At 69.8% G+C, this 17,900-nt stretch carries 14 protein-coding genes; 10 read left to right on the forward strand and 4 right to left on the reverse strand.

Annotation, left to right across the window (positions count from 1 at the left end):
* The first annotated feature begins 104 nt into the window (after nt 1-104).
* Nucleotides 105-1,688: a GTPase HflX gene (gene hflX / locus BOSE125_RS03395; RefSeq protein ID WP_159554642.1), complete on the forward strand. Its 1,584-nt coding sequence runs from the start codon at nt 105-107 to the stop codon at nt 1,686-1,688.
* A complete protein-coding gene (locus BOSE125_RS03400) occupies nt 1,685-3,781 on the forward strand; it encodes an ATP-dependent DNA helicase (RefSeq protein ID WP_159549909.1) in 2,097 nt (698 codons plus the stop codon). The genes hflX and BOSE125_RS03400 overlap by 4 nt, the downstream gene beginning before the upstream one ends.
* On the opposite strand, the gene BOSE125_RS03405 is transcribed toward BOSE125_RS03400, so the two are convergent.
* Both BOSE125_RS03405 and lexA read right to left on the reverse strand, forming a co-directional pair.
* Nucleotides 3,778-4,674 (reverse strand): hypothetical protein, encoded by an 897-nt coding sequence (locus BOSE125_RS03405; RefSeq protein ID WP_159549912.1) that lies wholly within the window; start codon nt 4,672-4,674, stop codon nt 3,778-3,780. The two genes, BOSE125_RS03400 and BOSE125_RS03405, sit on opposite strands and share 4 nt — an antisense overlap.
* A gap of 5 nt (nt 4,675-4,679) precedes the next feature.
* Nucleotides 4,680-5,423 carry a transcriptional repressor LexA gene (gene lexA, locus BOSE125_RS03410; protein WP_159549915.1) on the reverse strand — a complete coding sequence of 248 codons (744 nt, stop codon included), beginning with the start codon at nt 5,421-5,423 and terminating at the stop codon, nt 4,680-4,682.
* 211 nt (nt 5,424-5,634) lie between these two features.
* Here lexA and BOSE125_RS03415 point away from each other — a divergent pair, with 211 nt between their 5' ends.
* The 8 genes from BOSE125_RS03415 to BOSE125_RS03450 all read left to right on the forward strand — a co-directional run bounded on the left by BOSE125_RS03415 (nt 5,635) and on the right by BOSE125_RS03450 (nt 16,717).
* A complete protein-coding gene (locus tag BOSE125_RS03415) occupies nt 5,635-5,994 on the forward strand; it encodes a LysM peptidoglycan-binding domain-containing protein (protein ID WP_159549918.1) in 360 nt (119 codons plus the stop codon).
* Nucleotides 5,995-6,125: 131 nt separating this feature from the next.
* Complete coding sequence (locus tag BOSE125_RS03420; RefSeq protein WP_159549921.1) at nt 6,126-12,266, forward strand: Ig-like domain-containing protein; 6,141 nt, start codon at nt 6,126-6,128, stop codon at nt 12,264-12,266.
* A 50-nt stretch (nt 12,267-12,316) separates the two neighbouring features.
* Nucleotides 12,317-13,432 (forward strand): histidinol-phosphate transaminase, encoded by a 1,116-nt coding sequence (locus BOSE125_RS03425; protein WP_159549924.1) that lies wholly within the window; start codon nt 12,317-12,319, stop codon nt 13,430-13,432.
* A gap of 81 nt (nt 13,433-13,513) precedes the next feature.
* Nucleotides 13,514-14,131 (forward strand): imidazoleglycerol-phosphate dehydratase HisB, encoded by a 618-nt coding sequence (hisB, locus tag BOSE125_RS03430; RefSeq protein ID WP_159549927.1) that lies wholly within the window; start codon nt 13,514-13,516, stop codon nt 14,129-14,131.
* Nucleotides 14,128-14,769: an imidazole glycerol phosphate synthase subunit HisH gene (gene hisH / locus BOSE125_RS03435; protein ID WP_159549930.1), complete on the forward strand. Its 642-nt coding sequence runs from the start codon at nt 14,128-14,130 to the stop codon at nt 14,767-14,769. Before hisB ends, hisH begins: the two co-directional genes overlap by 4 nt.
* A complete protein-coding gene (locus BOSE125_RS03440; protein ID WP_170144506.1) occupies nt 14,769-14,924 on the forward strand; it encodes a hypothetical protein in 156 nt (51 codons plus the stop codon). Before hisH ends, BOSE125_RS03440 begins: the two co-directional genes overlap by 1 nt.
* 102 nt (nt 14,925-15,026) lie before the next feature.
* The gene (priA, locus tag BOSE125_RS03445) at nt 15,027-15,818 is read left to right on the forward strand and encodes a bifunctional 1-(5-phosphoribosyl)-5-((5-phosphoribosylamino)methylideneamino)imidazole-4-carboxamide isomerase/phosphoribosylanthranilate isomerase PriA (protein WP_159549933.1); all 792 of its coding nucleotides are present in this window, start codon (nt 15,027-15,029) and stop codon (nt 15,816-15,818) included.
* On the forward strand, nt 15,815-16,717 hold the full coding sequence (locus BOSE125_RS03450; protein ID WP_159549936.1) for an SseB family protein: 903 nt from the start codon (nt 15,815-15,817) through the stop codon (nt 16,715-16,717). The genes priA and BOSE125_RS03450 overlap by 4 nt, the downstream gene beginning before the upstream one ends.
* Here BOSE125_RS03450 and BOSE125_RS03455 read toward each other — a convergent pair.
* Together BOSE125_RS03455 and BOSE125_RS03460 are read right to left on the reverse strand one after the other, a co-directional pair.
* A complete protein-coding gene (locus tag BOSE125_RS03455; RefSeq protein WP_159549939.1) occupies nt 16,707-17,228 on the reverse strand; it encodes a MarR family winged helix-turn-helix transcriptional regulator in 522 nt (173 codons plus the stop codon). The two genes, BOSE125_RS03450 and BOSE125_RS03455, sit on opposite strands and share 11 nt — an antisense overlap.
* Complete coding sequence (locus BOSE125_RS03460; RefSeq protein ID WP_159549942.1) at nt 17,203-17,898, reverse strand: CE1759 family FMN reductase; 696 nt, start codon at nt 17,896-17,898, stop codon at nt 17,203-17,205. Before BOSE125_RS03460 ends, BOSE125_RS03455 begins: the two co-directional genes overlap by 26 nt.
* Nucleotides 17,899-17,900 lie beyond the last annotated feature (2 nt).

The following is a 17,900-nucleotide window of genomic DNA, read 5'->3' on the forward strand; positions in this document are numbered from 1 at the left end:
AGGCCCTGGTGGCCCCGAAAACCCCCATCCACAGCGGCGACCCGAACACTCTCGGCGTCCCCGCCAGCGACTACTCTAGAGACCACACCTCTTCCAAGGAGACCATGACCGAGACCACCCCGCAGGGGAACGAACAGCCCGCGAACGAGCAGCACGGGAACGAGTCCGAGATCCGGGACGTGATCGACCGGATCCTCGCGGCCGATGCAGCCAGTGCCGCCAAGAACGCCCCCGAACAGGGCCGAGCGCTCGCGCTCTCTGAAGGCGGTGACGGGCACACCGAGGCGGACGGCGAGCAGTTCGACCTGGCCGAACGTCAGGCGTTGCGGCGCGTCAGCGGACTGTCCACCGAGCTCGAGGACATGAGCGAGGTCGAGTACCGTCAGCTGCGCCTGGAGCGGGTCGTTCTCGCCGGTCTCTGGGCCGAGGGGACCGCGGAGGACGCCGAGAACTCCCTGCGCGAGCTCGCGGCCCTGGCCGAGACTGCGGGTTCCGAGGTCCTGGACGGTCTGATCCAGCGTCGGCACCTGCCCGATCCGGCCACCTTCCTGGGCAAGGGGAAGGCCGAGGAGCTGCGCGGCATCGTGGCGATGACCGGTGCGGACACCGTCGTCGTGGACTCGGAGCTGGCTCCCTCCCAGCGCCGTGCCCTGGAGGACATCGTCCGCGTCAAGGTCATCGACCGCACGGCGCTGATCCTGGACATCTTCGCTCAGCACGCCCAGTCCCGTGAGGGCCGCGCCCAAGTGGAGTTGGCGCAGCTCGAGTACCTGTTGCCACGCCTGCGCGGTTGGGGCGAGTCCATGTCCCGCCAGGCCGGTGGCCGTGCCGCCGGCGGTGAGGGCATCGGCTCCCGCGGCCCCGGTGAGACCAAGATCGAGCTGGATCGCCGCCGCATCCGCACCCGCATGGCCAAGCTGCGCCGGGAGATCGCCGCGATGAAGCCCGCGCGCGAGACCAAGCGGGCCAACCGGCGTCGCAACCGGGTGCCTTCCGTGGCGATCGCCGGGTATACGAACGCCGGCAAGTCCTCCCTGCTCAACCGCCTCACGCATGCCGGCGTCCTCGTGGAGAACGCCCTGTTCGCCACACTGGATCCGACGGTGCGCAAGTCCGTCACGCCGGACGGCATCGGGTACACGCTCTCGGACACGGTCGGCTTCGTCCGGTCCTTGCCGACACAGTTGGTCGAGGCTTTCCGCTCCACCCTGGAGGAGGTGGCCGACGCTGACGTGATCCTGCACGTCGTCGACGCCTCGCACCCGGATCCCGAGGGGCAGATCACCGCCGTGCGATCTGTGCTGGCCGAGGTGGACGCCCGGCAGATCCCGGAGATCATCGTGCTGAACAAGGCTGACGCCGCCGACCCGGTGGTGGTGGCCCGGCTGCGTCAGAAGGAACCGCGGTCAGTGGTCGTCTCCGCCCGCACCGGGGAGGGGATCGAGGAACTCGAGCGCGCCGTCTCGGACGCGATCCCGCGCCCGAACGTGGCCCTGGACCTGTTGATCCCTTTCACGGACGGGGATGTGGTCTCGCGCCTGCACTCGCCGGACGCGGACATCATCTCGGAGACCTACGAGGCCGAGGGCACGCGGCTCCGGGTACTGGTCCGAGAGGACATCGCCGAGGACCTGCGCCGCTATGCCGCCGAGGGGTCCGCGGACGGTCAGGAGCGCGCCGGAGCATGACAGAGACGGTCGAGGAAGCCGCGCCGGCTGCCGTGGCGCAGCCCGCCGCCGAGCCCCGTACCGAGGCGGAGCGTGAGGCGCTGCGGCTGCTGGACGCCGCCGTCACAGCCACCGGGGGTCAACGCCGGGAAGGGCAGCGGCGCATGGTCGTGGAGGTCGCCCGGTCCCTGGAGACCGGGCAGCACCTGCTGGTGCAGGCGGGCACCGGCACCGGGAAGTCGTTGGCGTACCTGGTGCCGGCGCTCCAGCACGCACTGGAGGCCGAGAACCCGGTGGTGGTGGCCACCGCCACCCTGGCGCTGCAGTCCCAGATCATGCGGCGGGATGCTCCCAAGCTGCTGGAGGCCCTGCGGGACGAGCTTCCCCGTCCCATGAACATCGCCCTGGTCAAGGGCCGGTCCAACTACTTGTGCAAGCACAAGCTGGAGGGCGGCTTCCCGGAGGAGGACGGCCAGGCACTGTTCGGCATGGCCGACGACGGCGAGATGACGTCCGGATCCGACGGCGGCCCGACCAGCCCCCTGGGCCGTGAGGTCCTGCGGCTGCGGGAATGGTCCGAGGAGACGGACACGGGGGACCGGGACGACCTCGATCCGGGCGTCACCGACCGCGCGTGGCGCCAGGTCTCGGTGTCCGCGGTGGACTGCCTGGGCGCCCAGAAGTGCCCGATGGCGGCCGAGTGCTTCTCCGAGCGGGCGCGCGCGGACGCCGGGGACGCAGACGTGGTGGTCACCAACCACGCCATGCTCGCGATCGCCGCCTTCGAGGGACTTGCGGTGCTGCCCGAGTTCGAGGCCGTGGTGGTGGACGAGGCCCACGAACTCCAGGACCGCGTGACCGGGGCGGTGACCGGCCAGCTCTCCGGGGCCATCGTGCAGGCCGCGGCCTCCTCGGCCCGCAAGCACACGGCCATCGCCGTGGAGGACCTGGTTCAGGCCGGCGCCGGCCTCGACGCCGCCTTTACCGCCACCCCCACGGGCCTGATACCGCGTGGACCGGACGAGGTCCAGCAGAACGCCCTGAAGGCGGTCCGCGATGCGGCCCGCCAGGGGCTGAGTGATTCCAAGCCGAGCGGGGGAGGTGCCGACTCCGCGGCCGACGGCGGGCGTCAGATGGCCCGATCCCGGATGCAGGACGTCCTGGACGTGGCCGAGCGGATGCTGGAGACCACTCCGGACACCAGTCACCCCGAAGTGCTCTGGGCGTCCCGTCCGGGCCACTTCGAGCCCGGCACCGGGTGGATCCCCGGGGACGAGTCTGCGGCTCCGATGCTCTACGTGGCCCCGCTGTCCGTGGCCGGCAAACTCCGCGAGGGACTCTTCGGCCAGGCCACGACCGTGCTGACCTCGGCCACGCTGGCCATCGGTGAGTCGTTCAACCCGGTGGCGGGATCCCTCGGTCTGATGGGCGAGGGGGCACCGGCCTGGACCGGTCTGGACGTGGGCAGCCCCTTCGACTACCCGAGGCAGGGCGTGCTCTACGTGGCACGGCATCTGCCGAAGCCGGGTCGGTTCGCCGCCCCCGAGACCTATGACGAACTCGAGGCACTGCTCAGGGCGTCCGGCGGAGGGGCCCTGTGCCTGTTCTCCTCCAAACGGGCCGCCGAGGACGCTGCCGCCGAGATGCGCACCCGGCTCGGTCCGAATCCCACGATCCTGTGCCAGGGCGACACCACGCTGACCGCCCTGGTGCGGCAGTTCGCCACGGAGGCGGACACCTGCCTGTTCGGGACCATGAGCCTGTGGCAGGGCGTGGACGTGCCCGGCGAGTCCTGCCGCCTGGTGGTCATCGATCGGATCCCGTTCCCGCGACCCGATGATCCCCTGTCCACGGCGCGGTCCAGAGACATCAGCCGGCATGGCGGCAACGGGTTCATGGCGGTCTCCGCCTCCCATGCGGCGGTCCGTCTGGCGCAGGGCGCCGGCCGGCTCATCAGGACCGCAACGGACCGCGGAGTGGTGGCTGTCCTCGACTCCAGGCTGGCGACGGAACGGTACGGTTCGTTCCTGCGTTCGACCCTGCCGGACTTCTGGCCGACGGCCGATCCGTCCGTGGTCCGCGGCGTGCTGGAGCGGCTGCGCCCCGCTGACTAGCGGATCAGCATCTCGAGGGCGCCGACCGTGCGAATGGCCCGCCATTCGATGCCAGGAGCCGTGCTCCAGGCCGGCCAGTCCACGGACCATCCGCCATCGGGCTCCTGGGCGGATGCGAGCCACCGGCGGTCCCGGGACATCACGGCCGCGGGGACCAGGCTGCCGTAGAGGTCCGTGGGGAAGGGGACCGTCCAGGGATGGTGGACCAGGTCGACCGCATGGATGCTCTCGTCCTCGGCGCCACCCTCCACGGGGAGGGAGCCGTTGGCGGACAACCGCTCACGAAGGGTGGCCAGAAATGGGCTGTCGGCCGAGCCCGTGGGAAGGCCGTCCGCTGCGAGGAACCTCAGGGCGTACTTGACCTCATAGGCTGGCAGGTCGCCGGCAGTCGCAGCCCGGGACAATCGGAGGCGGCACCAGTCCGAGGCGGCCTCAGCCCACCCGCCCGAGAACCCCGTCAGCAGGGCCGCGGCGGCGAAGCCATATGTGAGGTGCGAACCGCCGGGAACCGGTTGGACCCACGGCGCATGGGGCCATTCGAGGGAGGCCTCGGTGACGAAGGGCACGGAACCGTCCAGTCCGGAGGTCGAGGCCACCCATTCCAGTCCACAGCGCACCCAGGGGTGCTCGGCCAGATCCCATCCGGCCAAGAGGTCCAGGGCCGTCAGCGTGGAGAGCGCCTCACTCTTCGGTGACCGCACATCGGGTTCGAGGCCGTGACCGAATCCGCCGTCTGGATTGCGGTACGCCCCCAGGGCGGCCAGGACACCCTCGGTGCCGCCGCCGTGGAGCAGCAGGTCCACCCGGCGGCGTTCGAGCAGCCGCCCGTGGGTGTAGACGAACTCCTCGGCATCCGCCACGCGGACGCCCGGCGGCAGAGGCCGATGGTTCATGGGGCTCAGAGCGCCCGAAGTACCGTGACGACCTTGCCCATGACCGTCGCCTCGTCTCCGAGGATGGGCTCATACGCAGAGTTCTGCGGCAGCAGCCACGTGTGGCCGTCCCGCTGCCGGAAGGTCTTCACGGTGGCCTCGTCGTCCAGCAACGCGGCGACGATGTCCCCGTTCTGAGCGTTGTTCTGCTGACGCACCACCACCCAGTCGCCGTCGCAGATCGCCGCATCGACCATGGAATCGCCGGAGACCTTCAGCATGAACAGTTCCCCCTCGCCGGTCAGCTGACGCGGCAGGTTCATGACGTCCTCGACCTGCTGGTCGGCGAGGATCGGCCCACCGGCGGCAATCCGGCCGACCAGGGGGACCGGGACAGCATCACCGTCGGCGGCCCCGGTGTGCAGGGTCCGCACCGTCCCGCCCGGCGTGGCCGCCGATTCGGGGGGCATGACGGCGGACTCGACCACGAGGGCCAGGCCGTTCTCGTCCAGCAGGACCTCCATGGCCCGCGGACGGCCCGGATCCTTGCGGATGTAGCCGAGCTTCTCCAGCTGACCCAGTTGATGGGTGACCGATGACAGTGAGGCCAGGCCTGCCGCATCCCCGATCTCCCGCATGGACGGCGGATACCCGTGTGCGGCGATCGCAGAGCGGATGGATCCGAGGATGATCCGCTGACGGTCGGTGAGGGGCCGGACGCCGTGATCGTGATGCGGGTCCGGGGCGGGAGAGGGAATCCGGGGGGCCATTCGACCATCCGTTCTTATCGTGTCCGTCGGTCTTGGTGAAGTGTCTCGTGCTGGGTCGCTGGGTCTGACGGTACCGGAGTCACACCCTCGATTCAAAGATATGTTCGAATTTTTCTTGGCATGTCTCGAACAGGCGTGCTAGACATGACATCGAAGCAGTCGAACACACGTTCTATACGGCCCGGGGTTCCGGGAGGAGAGGCAGAAGAGCATGAGCACTGCAGCATCGGTCCAGACCCGCACGTCCGGCTCCGCCGGATTCCACCTGAACCGCCGTGGTCGTTTCCTCTTCGTGGGATTCCCCGTCATCGTCCTGGCGGCCCTGGCCGCAGTGGCCGCCGTCTTCTTCGGCGCCCACGGGATGGCGCCCGCGGCGGCCTCCGATGACCAGCCTGTTGCGGACGTGGAGACGGTCACGGTGAACTATGGCGACACCCTGTGGGCCATCGCCGGGCGCACCGCCCCCGAGTCCCCCCGCAACGAGGCCATCCTGCGCATCGGCCAACTGAATGATCTCGACAGCGGCGATCTGCAGCCCGGTCAGGTGTTGTTCGTCCCCGCTGGCGCCTGAACCTCCGCTGGCCCCGCAGAGACTGCCGCGGGATTCGTCTCCCTTCAGCCGGGCGATAGGATGGCCTGGGTCCGTAGTGGGGCGGATCCCTTGCTGATGACGGGGCACTCATGGGGAACAAGCGCAGGCAGATGAAGTCTGTGGCGACCCCGGTGGCCTTCTCCGCCGTCGGTGCCCTCGTGGCCACCGGCGCGTTCCTCTATCCCGGCTTCGACACCGCTGACCTCGAACTGCATGACGCCGGCATCTGGGTCACCCACAACAGTGGGGGATACGTCGGCCACCTGAACCACGAGTCCACCATCCTGGACGGTGGTTTCCGGCCCCCGGTGGAGGACTTCGAACTTCACCAGGAGGACGCCACCGCCCTCATGCTGGACCCGGCGTCCGGCGCCCTGACCGCCATTGACACCACCGCCATGGTCGCCGGCGATCAGATCATGCTGCCTGCAACCCAGGATTTCGCGCTGGGCGCTGGCGTCATCTCGGCCAGCAACCCCGCAGAGGGGGCCGTCTACGCCGGGACGGTGGACCCGACGCCCCAGGTCTCGACGGACGAACCGCTCTACGAGGCCGAGGGAGCCGTGACGTCGACGACCACGGTGGGTGGCGAGGTGTTCGTGGCGGACCTCGGCCGGGACACCGTGATTCGCTTCGCGGCCGAGGGTGAGCAGCCTGGTGCCCCGGTGGAAACCCGCCAGGACGGCCTCGAAGGGCTGTCCGGAATGCAGGACCCTCAGCTGGTGGCCGTGGGCGACGTTCCGGTGGTGGTGGACCCTGAGTCCGGCATCCTGTCCTGGCCAGGCCACTCCATGCAGGATGAGCGGCTGGTGGGCGCGGTGCCACAGCCGTCCGGTCCCGAGGCGGAGCAGTTGGCATTGTCCACTGAGCGGGACCTGCTCACCGTGGCGCTGTCCAACGGGGACATTCAGGCCATGAGCATCGTGCCGCCCACGGACGCCTCCGCCGGATCGACCACGCCCGCCGGTACTGACGGCAGTGTGGCGGCAACGGCCCCCGTACGGGTAGCCGGTTGCCTTCATGCCGCCTCGGCTGTCACCGGGCACTACCTGCAGGACTGTGACGGTGAAGAACAGGATCAGATCGTCCCCATCCCCGAGCTGACGGCCGGCGCGGAGCTGGTCTTCCGAGCCAACCGCGATGTCGTGGTGCTCAACGACACGACGTCCGGGACCAACTGGATGGTCCTCGACCAGATGAAGGTGGTCGCCAACTGGGACGACCTCGAACCGCCCCAGGGCGAGGGAGAGGAGACGGAGGAGGAATCCGACGAGGTCACCCAGGAGACCGCTCTGCCGGAGCGTCAGGAGGAGAACAGGCCGCCCGTGGCGGAAGATGACAGTTTCGGCGTGCGACCCGGCCGGACCACGCAATTGTCCGTCCTGTTCAATGACTCCGATCCTGATGGAGACGTCCTGACGGCCTCCCTCGAAGGTGACCAGCCCTCGGTGGGCACGGTGCAGGAGATCATCGACGGCATCGGGATGCAGATCGTCGTCCCGGAATCCGCGAGCGGCCGGGCCGCGGTGACCTATGTGGCGGATGACGGACGTGGCGGCACGGACACGGCCCAGATCTCCTTGCGGGTGGTGCCGGACAGTGAGAATCGGGGACCCACCCAGGAGCGCAAAGCGGTACTGCGCGTGCCGGCCGGGGAATCGGTGACGAGCCAGGTCTTGACGGACTGGATCGACCCGGACGGTGACGACCTCCAGCTCGTGGGCGCCCTGGCCGAGGAGCCGGATACCGTCCGGACCCGTCCAGACGGCCAGCTCACCTTCCAGGACAACACCGGCGAGGCCGGACGCCGGGACATCCAGGTCTCCGTGTCCGACGGGCGTGAGACCTCCACGGGCACAGTGCAGATCGAGGTCCTCGAACGCGGTTCGATCCATCCGCCGATCACCCAGGCCGACCACGTCACCGTCCAGGCAGGGCAGGAGGTCACGTTCTACCCGCTCGAGAACGACACCGACCCACTCGGCGGCCAACTGCGCCTCTCCCAGGTGGCTGCTGTGGAGAATGCGGAGATCGACTACTCGGCGGCCGGGGGATCGGTGCAATGGTCCTCGGATGTCGCTGACACCTACTACGTCGAGTATCTGGCGGCGAACGAGTACGACTCCGCCCCGGGGCTGATCCGGGTGGACGTCGTGGAGAGTGAGGAGAGCGCCGGACTGCCGGTGGCCGTGCGTGACATCGCGCTGTTGCCGGCAGGCGGTCAGACCCTCGTCAACGTCCTGGGCAATGACACCGACCCGGCCGGCGGCGTGCTGGTGGTGCAGGGGGTCCAGGATGCCACGACCGAGTCCGGGGCGCCGGCCCCGTTGAAACTGGCCGTCGAGGACTTCAACCACATCCGGGTGGTGGACACCGGTGGGATGACCGGTCCGGCCACCTTCTCCTATTCGGTGTCGAATGCCCAGGGCACCTCCCAGGGTGAGGTCACCGTGGTGCCGCTGCCGGAACCGGAGGTCATGCAGCCGCCCATCGCCGTCGCGGATGCGGCGAACGTCCGCGTCGGTGATGTGGTCACCATCGACGTCCTGGCCAATGACACCCATCCCAATCAGGAAGAACTGACCCTGAAGCCCGAACTCGACCGCCAGGTCGCCGAAGGCCGCGGGATCGGTTTCGTGTCCGATGGAAAGGTCAGGTTCCGTGCCGGCAGTGAGCCCGGACGGGCCACTCTCGCCTACACGGTGCGTGCCCCGGACGGACAGGAGGCCTCGGCCACCGTGGAGATCACCATGGTGCCGATGGATCGCGAGTCCAACAACCCGCCGGTGCCTCTCTCGGTGTCCGCCCGCGTGCTCTCCGGAGAATCCGTGGCGGTGCCGATCCCGTTGGACGGGATCGATCCGGACGGCGACTCCGTCACCCTGGAGGGCGTGCAGTCGCCGCCCACCCAGGGGTCCGTGCGCATGGAGAAGGGCCGGCTGGTGTATACCGCCTCCAGTGCCGCCACGGGTTCTGACCACTTCACCTACTCGATCGTGGACCGGCTGGGCGCCCGGGCCACCGGCACCGTGACCATCGGGATCGCCCAGCCGCTGAGCACGAACCACCCGCCGGTGGCCCTGGACGACTCGGTCGAGGTCCGGCCCGGGCGCACCTTCACCACGAACGTCCTGACCAACGACGCCGATCCCGACGGCGATCAGGTGACACTGGTGCAGGATCGATTCGCCCCCAGCGAGCCGGAGGTGCCGGTGGACATCGTGGACGGACGGGTCCGCGTGGTCACCCCGGAGACCGAGGGTTTCCTCAACATCGGTTACACCATCGCCGACCCCGCCGGCGCCACCGCTACGGCCACCCTCTCCATCCGCGTGGATGAGGAGGCCCCACTCATGCCGCCTATCGCCCGCGACGACCTCGTCGGTGTCGAGGAGATCGACGGCCGGGAGCAGATCTCCGTCTCGGTCTTGGACAACGACGAGGACCCCGATGGCGCCGTGGAGGACCTCGAGCTCGGCGTGGACGAGGCCGCCCAGATGGCCGGTGCCCGGGTGGAGGGCACCAACGTGGTCCTCCCGGTGCAGCCGGCGGCACAGGTCATCATGTACACGCTGACGGACGTGGACGGCGGGGTGGGCCGTGCCTTCATCCTGGTGCCGGGCAACGACCACCGCGCGCCGTGGCTGACCACCACCGAACCGTTGCGCGTGGTGGCCGGCGAGGACCTCCGCGTGGACCTGACCGATCACATCGGTGTCCGTGACGGCCGCACGCCGCGGCTGACGGATGACAGCTCGGCGTCCGCCACCCCCGCTTCCGCTGCGTTCACCGTGGGATCGGCCACCGAGGTCCGGTTCACGGCTCCGGCCGACTACGCCGGTGGCGCGTCGGTCAACGTGACGGTGACGGATGGCGAGGATGGCTCGGACCCGAACGGGCTGGTGTCCACGTTGTCCATCCCCATCACCGTCGAGCCGCGTCCGGACGAGAACAATCCGCCGACGGTGCAGTCCAGCTCGCTGCAGATCGAGCAGGGCGGCGACCCTGTGACCCTGGATCTCGGTCCTCTGGCCGCAGATCCCGAGGGCGACGAGCTGACCTTCTCCCGCGGTCAGGTCAGCGGCGAGTTCGCGGCCGAACTCGACGGGTCCGAGCTGACGGTAACCCCCTCATCGAACGCCGAGCGGGGTACGACGGGCACCGTGGCGTTCACGGTGTCCGACGGCGAGGCCGAGCCCGTCGCCGCAGAGATCACCGTCGACGTGGTGGGCACCTCCCGGCCGCTCCCGCGCGCCCTCGATGACGAGGTCCCGGAGGCCCGGTCCGGCGAACCCGTCACGGTCAACGTGCTGGAGAACGACATCAACCCCTTCGAGGGAGAGGCGCCGCTGACCGTGACCGCGGCCCAGGTTGCGACGGGCGAGGGGACCGCCGCGACGGACGGCTCCACCGTGACCGTCACCCCGGGGCAGGACTACTCGGGCCGGATGCAGGTGACCTACACGGTCCAGGACCTGACGTCCGACCCCGCACGGGAGGTCCAGGGCAACATCACCGTGATCGTCAAGGGCCGTCCGGACGCCCCCGGCGTTCCCCGGATCGAGTCCGTGGACGACCAGACGGTCGAGCTCTCCTGGGCCGCCCCGCCGGACAACGGCGATCCGATCACCGGGTACACCGTGACGGACACGACCACCGGCTCCACCCAGCAGTGCTCCTCCACCGCGTGTTCCATCACCGGCCTGGAGAATGCCGTGGAACACCGCTTCACCGTCGTGGCCACCAACGGCGTGGGCGCATCGGACGACTCGGGTGTCTCGGCGCCCGCGATTCCGGACGTGCGTCCCGAGCAGCCGGCCCCGCCCACCGTGGACGCCGGTGACGGACTCGTCACGGTGCAGTGGACGCCGCCGGTCAACCGCGGCACGGCCATCACGGACTATCGCGTGCAGTTGAGCCCGGCACCGCCCGGTGGCGGCCTGCGCTCGTCGGGGGCCGGGACGTCCCTGGGCTGGGACGGCCTCACCAACGGCGTGGACTACCAATTCCGTATCCAGGCCGTGAACCAGGCCGACGAACCGTCCGAGTGGTCGGGCTGGTCGGTGGCCGCGACGCCGGCCGGCAAGCCCTTCGCCCCCGGGACCCCATCAGCGGTCAGGGACACCTCGGCCGTCGATGGCGGCGTGGTCCGGTTGTCCTGGTCCGCAGCGGATGACAACGGTGCTGCCCTCCAGGGCTACACCGTGACGGCACATTCCGGCAGTTCGAGTCAGTCCCGCGACGTGGCTCCGGGGGCCACGTCGATGAACTGGTCAGGACTGGACCCGTCCACCGCCTACGCGTTCAGCGTGGTGGCCGAGAATGCGGAAGGCACCTCGCCGTCGTCGAGCCGTTCCGCGACCGTGACGCCCTACGGGCGGCCGGGAGCGGTCACCGGACTCACCACGAAGGCCACCGGATCGGACCGGCAGCTGGACCTCTCGTTCTCCGGGGTGGCCAGCAACGGCTCGCCGGTGACCTACCAGTACAACCTCGGCGGCGGCTGGTCCAATCTGGGGTCCTCGACCTCGGACACCATCACGGTCCCCGCCAACGGAAAGAGCTACCAGCTCACGGTGCGCGCTACCAATGCCGCGGGTGCAGGGACGTCCCAGAAGGTCGCCACCGCCACCGCCTACGGTCCCGCCAAACCGCCTTCGATATCGGCCACCCCACACCAGGGGAACGTGCAGTTCAGCTGGAACCCGAGCACCGACAAGAACACCGTCGGGAACGGGCGCCCGGTGACGATGACCGCCAAGGTCAACAACCAGACCGTGTCCAATGACGGCGAGTACACCACGGACCGTTTCCGCTCACCCCGGGACTTCACCCTGGTTCTGACGGTGTGCGTCACCGGCACCAGCGAATGTGAGACCGTGCAGAAGAAGGAGCGGTCACTGGCCATCCCGGACCCGGGCATCTCCATCAGCGTCGGCCCGTCCGGAGACGGGGTGAAGAGCAACTGCGGCGAGGGCAAGGAGTTCGAGAACTGCCACTACACCCACATGGACATTGTCGGCCTGGACCCCGGCCCGGTGGACATCACCTGCGTGGCGATCGGCGGCGCGAGCTCGAATGCGCCGGGGCGGGAGAACGAGTACATCACCGGAACGTGGACCATTCCGGAGAACGGCAGCTACTCGGGGGTCCCGGGCATGTGCATCATGCACGACGACCACGCGCAGATGTTCGTCCGCATCAAGGAATACGGCCTCGAATCGAACCGGCTGTCTGGCCCCTGGCCGTAAACCGGCGAGACCGTGCCCAGGTCGGAGAGAGGCCGAACTAGACTGGCTCGGTGAGTACTACGGATTCCCAGTCCACCCCGGAGGCCCTAGCCGCCCTGCCGCTGCGTGATAACCTGCGGGGCCTGAGCCCCTACGGCGCCCCGCAGCTGGACGTGCCCGTCACGTTGAACACCAACGAGAACACGCATCCGGTGCCGGACGAGGTGGTGCAGGCCATCGCCGCTTCGGTGGCGGAGTCGGCGGTGAGTCTCAACCGCTACCCGGACCGCGAGTTCACTGAGCTGCGCAAGAGGCTGGCCGAGTACCTGGGCCACGGGCTGTCCGAGACGCAGCTGTGGGCCGCCAACGGCTCCAACGAGATCCTGCAGCAGCTGCTGCAGGCCTTCGGCGGCCCCGGGCGTACCGTGATGGGCTTCCCGCCCACCTACTCGATGTACCCGCTGCTAGCGGCCGGAACGGACACTGGCTACCTGGCCGGCGTGCGAGGCGAGGACTTCTCCCTCACCGCCGAGTCGGCCGCTGCGCAGGTCGCGGAGCACCGTCCTAACCTGGTGTTGCTGTGTTCCCCGAACAATCCCACCGGAACGGCCCTCGGCCTGGACGTGGTCGAGGCGGTCTACCAGGCCACCGAGGCGTATCAGGGCATGGTCATCGTGGACGAGGCATACGCCGAGTTCGCCCTCGCCGGCACCGACTCCGCGTTGTCCCTGTTGCCCGGCCGGCCCCGGCTCGTGGTGACCCGCACCATGTCCAAGGCCTTCGCCCTGGCCGGTGCTCGGCTCGGCTACCTGGCCGCCGCGCCCGAGGTCACCGACGCCCTGCGCCTCGTGCGGCTTCCCTACCACCTCTCCGCGGTGTCCCAGGCGACGGCCAACGCCGCGCTGCAGCACTACGACGTGCTGCTGGAGAACGTCGAGGACATCAAGCGCCAGCGGGATCGGATCGTCGAGAGCCTACATGGGCTCGGGCTGCAGCCGGCGGTCTCCGACTCGAACTTCGTGTTCTTCGGCGGACTCGGGGATGCCCATGCCGTGTGGCAGGGTCTGCTGGACCGAGGCGTGCTGGTGCGCGACGTCGGGATCGCCCACCACCTGCGCGTCACCGCCGGTACCGAGGCCGAGACCACGGCCTTCCTTGATGCGCTGGGCGATGTGCTGTCCCGATAGACTGGACCACCGAATAGCCTCACCGTGACGGTCCGTCGTGGTCATGAGAGAGCATCCACCACAGCAAGGAGCTGAGCCGCCATGGGCGCAGAGCTGATATCCGGACGCAAGGCCCGGATCCAGCGGACCACTTCCGAGTCCGACGTCTACGTCGAGATGGACCTGGACGGAACCGGCACCTCGGAGATCTCCACCTCCGTGCCGTTCTACGACCACATGCTGACGGCCCTGGCCAAGCACTCCCAGATCGACCTGACGGTGCGGGCCACGGGGGACATCCACATCGACGTGCACCACACCGTCGAGGACGTGGCGATCTCCCTCGGCGAGGTCCTCAAGACCGCGCTGGGGGACAAGTCGGGCATCCGCCGCTTCGGCGAGGCCTCGGTGCCGCTGGACGAGGCGCTGGCGCGCGCCGTCGTCGACGTCTCCGGGCGCCCCTACCTGGTGCACGAGGGCGAGCCGGAAGGCCAGCAGTACCACCTGATCGGCGGTCACTTCACCGGCTCCATGACCCGCCACGTCTTCGAGGCCATCACGTACCACGCGTCGATCTGCCTGCACATGGACGTCGTCCGCGGCCGGGACCCCCACCACATCGTGGAGGCCCAGTTCAAGGCGTTCGCCCGGGCCCTGCGCGCCGCGGTGGAGGACGACCCGCGGGTGACCGGGGTGCCGTCCACGAAGGGAGCGCTATGACCGGAACTCGACCGACCGTCGCCGTCCTCGACTACGGCTCCGGCAACACCCACTCCGCCGTGCGCGCCCTCCAGCGGGCCGGGGCGGACGCCGAATTGACGGCGGACGCGGACACCGTGATGAACGCGGACGGTCTCGTGGTCCCCGGAGTGGGCGCATTCCAGTCCGTCATGGAGGCCCTCCAGGCCACCGGTGCCACCCGGTGGATCGGCCGCCGCGTGGCCGGCGGCCGGCCCGTGCTCGGCATCTGCGTGGGCCACCAGATCCTGTTCGACGCCGGCGTGGAGCACGGCGTACGCACCGAAGGAATGGCCGAGTGGCCCGGCGTGGTGGAAGCGCTGCCGGCCCCGATCGTGCCGCACATGGGCTGGAACACCGTGCGACCGCCCGCCGGCTCGGACCTGTTCCGGGGCATCGAGGACGAGCGCTTCTACTTCGTGCACTCCTACGGGGTACTGGACTGGACCTTCGACCAGACCCACCAGGCGATGAACCCGCCGCAGGTGACCTGGTCGAACCACGGGGCGGACTTCATCGCCGCCGTGGAGAACGGCCCGCTGTCCGCCACGCAGTTCCACCCGGAGAAGTCCGGGGACGCCGGCATGCAGCTGCTCACCAACTGGCTCGGAACCCTCTGATGCCGTACTGGACCACGTTGCTCATCGCCCTGGGCGGCCTGTTGCTCGGCGGGGCCTACTCCCTGCGCAAGCAGGAGTTCCCGGTGTGGCTGCAGATCGGCTTCGTCGTCTGCGCCGTGATGGCGATCGTGGCCGGATTCCTGCTGCTCCCGTAGGCAGCCGGCCCGCACCGAATCAACCGTTTCACCCGAATCACCCCTGACCCTGTTGTCTTTACTGCAGATGTCTCTATTCCCGCATTCCCGAGAGGACCCACGTTGACCGAGAAGAAGCTTGAACTGCTGCCCGCCGTGGACGTCCAGGACGGCCAGGCCGTGAGGCTCGTCCAGGGCGAGGCCGGCACCGCCACCGGGTACGGAGAGCCCCTGGAGGCCGCCCTGGCCTTCCAGCAGGCCGGTGCCGAGTGGATCCACCTGGTGGACCTGGACGCCGCGTTCGGCCGCGGGGACAACCGCGAGGTCATGTCCCGCGTGGTCACGGAGCTGGGCGTGAAGATCGAGCTCTCCGGCGGCATCCGGGACGACGCCTCGCTGGAGAACGCCCTGGAGATGGGCGCCACCCGCGTCAACCTCGGCACGGCCGCCCTGGAGGATCCCGAGTGGACAGCACGGGTCATCGAGCGCTTCGGTGACCAGATCGCCGTCGGCCTGGACGTGCGTGGCACCACGCTGGCCGCCCGCGGCTGGACGAAGGAGGGCGGGGACCTCTGGGAGGTGCTGGCCCGCCTCGAGGAGGCCGGCTGCGCCCGCTACGTGGTCACCGATGTCACCAAGGACGGCACCCTGAAGGGTCCGAACACCGAACTGCTGGCACAGGTCGCCGAGAAGACCGCCAAGCCCGTGGTGGCCTCCGGCGGCATCTCCTCGCTCGAGGACATCGCCGCGCTCTACGCGATGGTGGGCGTGGCCGGATCTGCTGCTGCCGCCGGCGTCGAAGGCGCCATCATGGGCAAGGCCCTCTACGCCGGCCGGTTCACGCTCGAGCAGGCGCTCGCAGTCGCCTCCGGCGCCACCCTCGATGCGGCGGTGGCGGAGCACCCCGCCCCGTGACCGGTAACGATTCCGGCCGGCACCTCCCCGGGCACATCCAGGCTGCCATCCAGCGCAACCTGGAGCGCCAGCAGCGGGACGACGCCGGCCGCCCCGCCGACTCGGCCGGCCTCGCCTGGGAGGGCCGGGACCTCTCCGGAGAGGGGATCGACGGCTCGGCCAACCCGCTGCACGCGTTCGACACGGACGACGGCACCGCGGACCCCGCCTGGGGCCCGGTGCTGGACCGGTTGGCGGCCGGCGAGGCAGGGGAGCCCGCCGTGGTGGACGTGCTGTCCCGCATGCGCGTGTTCGCCGCCGTGGTGCCGACCGTCGCGGAACATGACGAGCACGGCGGCGACAAGGAGGCCGACGTCGCGATCGTGACGCTCAAGGCCCCGGACGGCCGGACGGCCCTGCCCGTCTTCACGAACGTCCCGGCTCTGACGGCGTGGCATCCGCAGGCCCGGCCCGTGGCCACCTGGATGCCGCGCGCATGCCTGTCCGCGGTGGACGAGGGAGCCGAGCTGGTCGTGGTGGATCCGGCGGCCGAGCGCACCTTCGTGGTGCGGCGGCCGGCCGTGTGGGCGCTGGCCCAGCAGCAGGACTGGACGCCGTCATACGCGGATGAGGCCCTGGCCGGTGAGCTGGCGTCCGTGGTGGGCCTGGTGCCCGGCCTGGAGCGCATCGGCCTGGCGCCGGGCTCCGGAGTGGCCTCCCGTACCGCCTCCGGCGCGGTGCTGCCCGGCGGCGGTTCCGGACCCGAGCTGCGGCTGGTGGCCTACCCGGAGCCGGCACTGAGTGCGGCCCAGGACGAGGCCGGGCTGCGGCTGATGGCCGCGACCCTGCAGCAGGTGCTCGGCGAGGTGCCCTCCCTGGCGGAGAAGGCGGACTCGGTGGAGATCACCGTCAGTCGCTGAGGGTCGCGGTCTCCCCGCCTTCCAGGGTCCTTCCCAGCCGGGAGAACACCCGGAGCAATGTCTCGGCCTCGCCGTCCTCGAGCCGGTCCAGGAACAGGTCCTGCACCTGGCGCGAGTGCACGGCCGCGGCCTTGCGGAAGTGGTGCCGGCCGGCGTCGGTGATCACGGCCTCCGCCCCGCGCCGGTCCGTGGCCGCGGCGCACCGCTCCACCAGGCCGCGTTGTTCCAGGGTCTTGACCTGGTAGGTCACGCGGGAGGGGGAGAAGACCATCAGCCGTGCCAGCTCACCCATGCGCAGCCGTCCCTCCGGCGCCTCGGAGAGCAGCAACAGCAGGTTGTAGTCGGCCAGGTGCAGCCCGGCTGAATCCTTCAGCGTCCGGTCAAGGCGGTCCTGCAACAGGGCCGTGGCCTCGAAGTAGGCACGCCAGGACTGGCGTTGCACACCGGACTCGTGGGCGACCGGGGCGGAGGTCCGGGACCAGGCGTCAGTTTCCGCGGAGGAGCTGGTCAAAGGGGATCACCTCCACGGGCTTCACCTCGCCGGTGGCCCGGCATGGGCGGGCCGGCAGCCGTCCCACCACGGAGGCCAGATCCTCGCCGGCGGCGTCGATGCGGTGCTGCAGCGGAGTGGTCCGGGCCGACTCCTGGCCGCCGGTGACCTCGCCCCAGTCGTCCGAGGCGGCGAACACCGAGGAGGACAGGACCTTGGAGCGCAGGTAGCTGAACAGCGGCCGCAGCGCGGTATCGATCATCAGTGAGTGGCGGGGCGTGCCTCCGGTGGCGCCGAGCAGCACGGGGACGCCACGCAGGGCGTCGTTGTCCACCAGGTCCCAGAAGGACTTGAACAGGCCCGAGTAGCTGGCCTTGAAGGTGGGGGACACGGTGACGATGCCGTCGGCCTGCTCCACCTGGTCCAACGCTGCCTGCAGGGCTGCCGACCGGGACGGATTGACCGTGGCCTCGGCGATCTCCGTGGCCAGCAGTCGCAGCTCCACCACATGGATCTCGGGGACGATCCCCTCGGCGGAGAGGTGATCCGCCGCGGCCGTGGCCATCCGGTTCGCCAGCATCAGCGAGGAGGACGGATCGCCCAGTCCGCCGGAGACCACCACGAGGTGGCGGGCCTGCGGCGTGAACGGATCCGTGGCGGCGGGGGAGCCGAAGTCCGGGGCGTCTTCCATGG

The sequence above is a fragment of the Citricoccus sp. K5 genome (genome assembly GCF_902506195.1).
Lineage (GTDB): Bacteria > Actinomycetota > Actinomycetes > Actinomycetales > Micrococcaceae > Citricoccus.

Excerpts from the sequence above, each read along its gene's own strand:
- hflX (WP_159554642.1), top strand. The coding sequence starts at position 105 with ATGACCGAGACCACCCCGCAGGGGAACGAACAGCCCGCGAACGAGCAG.
- BOSE125_RS03400 (WP_159549909.1), top strand. The coding sequence starts at position 1,685 with ATGACAGAGACGGTCGAGGAAGCCGCGCCGGCTGCCGTGGCGCAGCCC.
- BOSE125_RS03405 (WP_159549912.1), bottom strand. The coding sequence starts at position 4,674 with ATGAACCATCGGCCTCTGCCGCCGGGCGTCCGCGTGGCGGATGCCGAG.
- lexA (WP_159549915.1), bottom strand. The coding sequence starts at position 5,423 with ATGGCCCCCCGGATTCCCTCTCCCGCCCCGGACCCGCATCACGATCAC.
- BOSE125_RS03415 (WP_159549918.1), top strand. The coding sequence starts at position 5,635 with ATGAGCACTGCAGCATCGGTCCAGACCCGCACGTCCGGCTCCGCCGGA.
- BOSE125_RS03420 (WP_159549921.1), top strand. The coding sequence starts at position 6,126 with ATGAAGTCTGTGGCGACCCCGGTGGCCTTCTCCGCCGTCGGTGCCCTC.
- hisB (WP_159549927.1), top strand. The coding sequence starts at position 13,514 with ATGGGCGCAGAGCTGATATCCGGACGCAAGGCCCGGATCCAGCGGACC.
- hisH (WP_159549930.1), top strand. The coding sequence starts at position 14,128 with ATGACCGGAACTCGACCGACCGTCGCCGTCCTCGACTACGGCTCCGGC.
- BOSE125_RS03440 (WP_170144506.1), top strand. The coding sequence starts at position 14,769 with ATGCCGTACTGGACCACGTTGCTCATCGCCCTGGGCGGCCTGTTGCTC.
- BOSE125_RS03460 (WP_159549942.1), bottom strand. The coding sequence starts at position 17,898 with ATGGAAGACGCCCCGGACTTCGGCTCCCCCGCCGCCACGGATCCGTTC.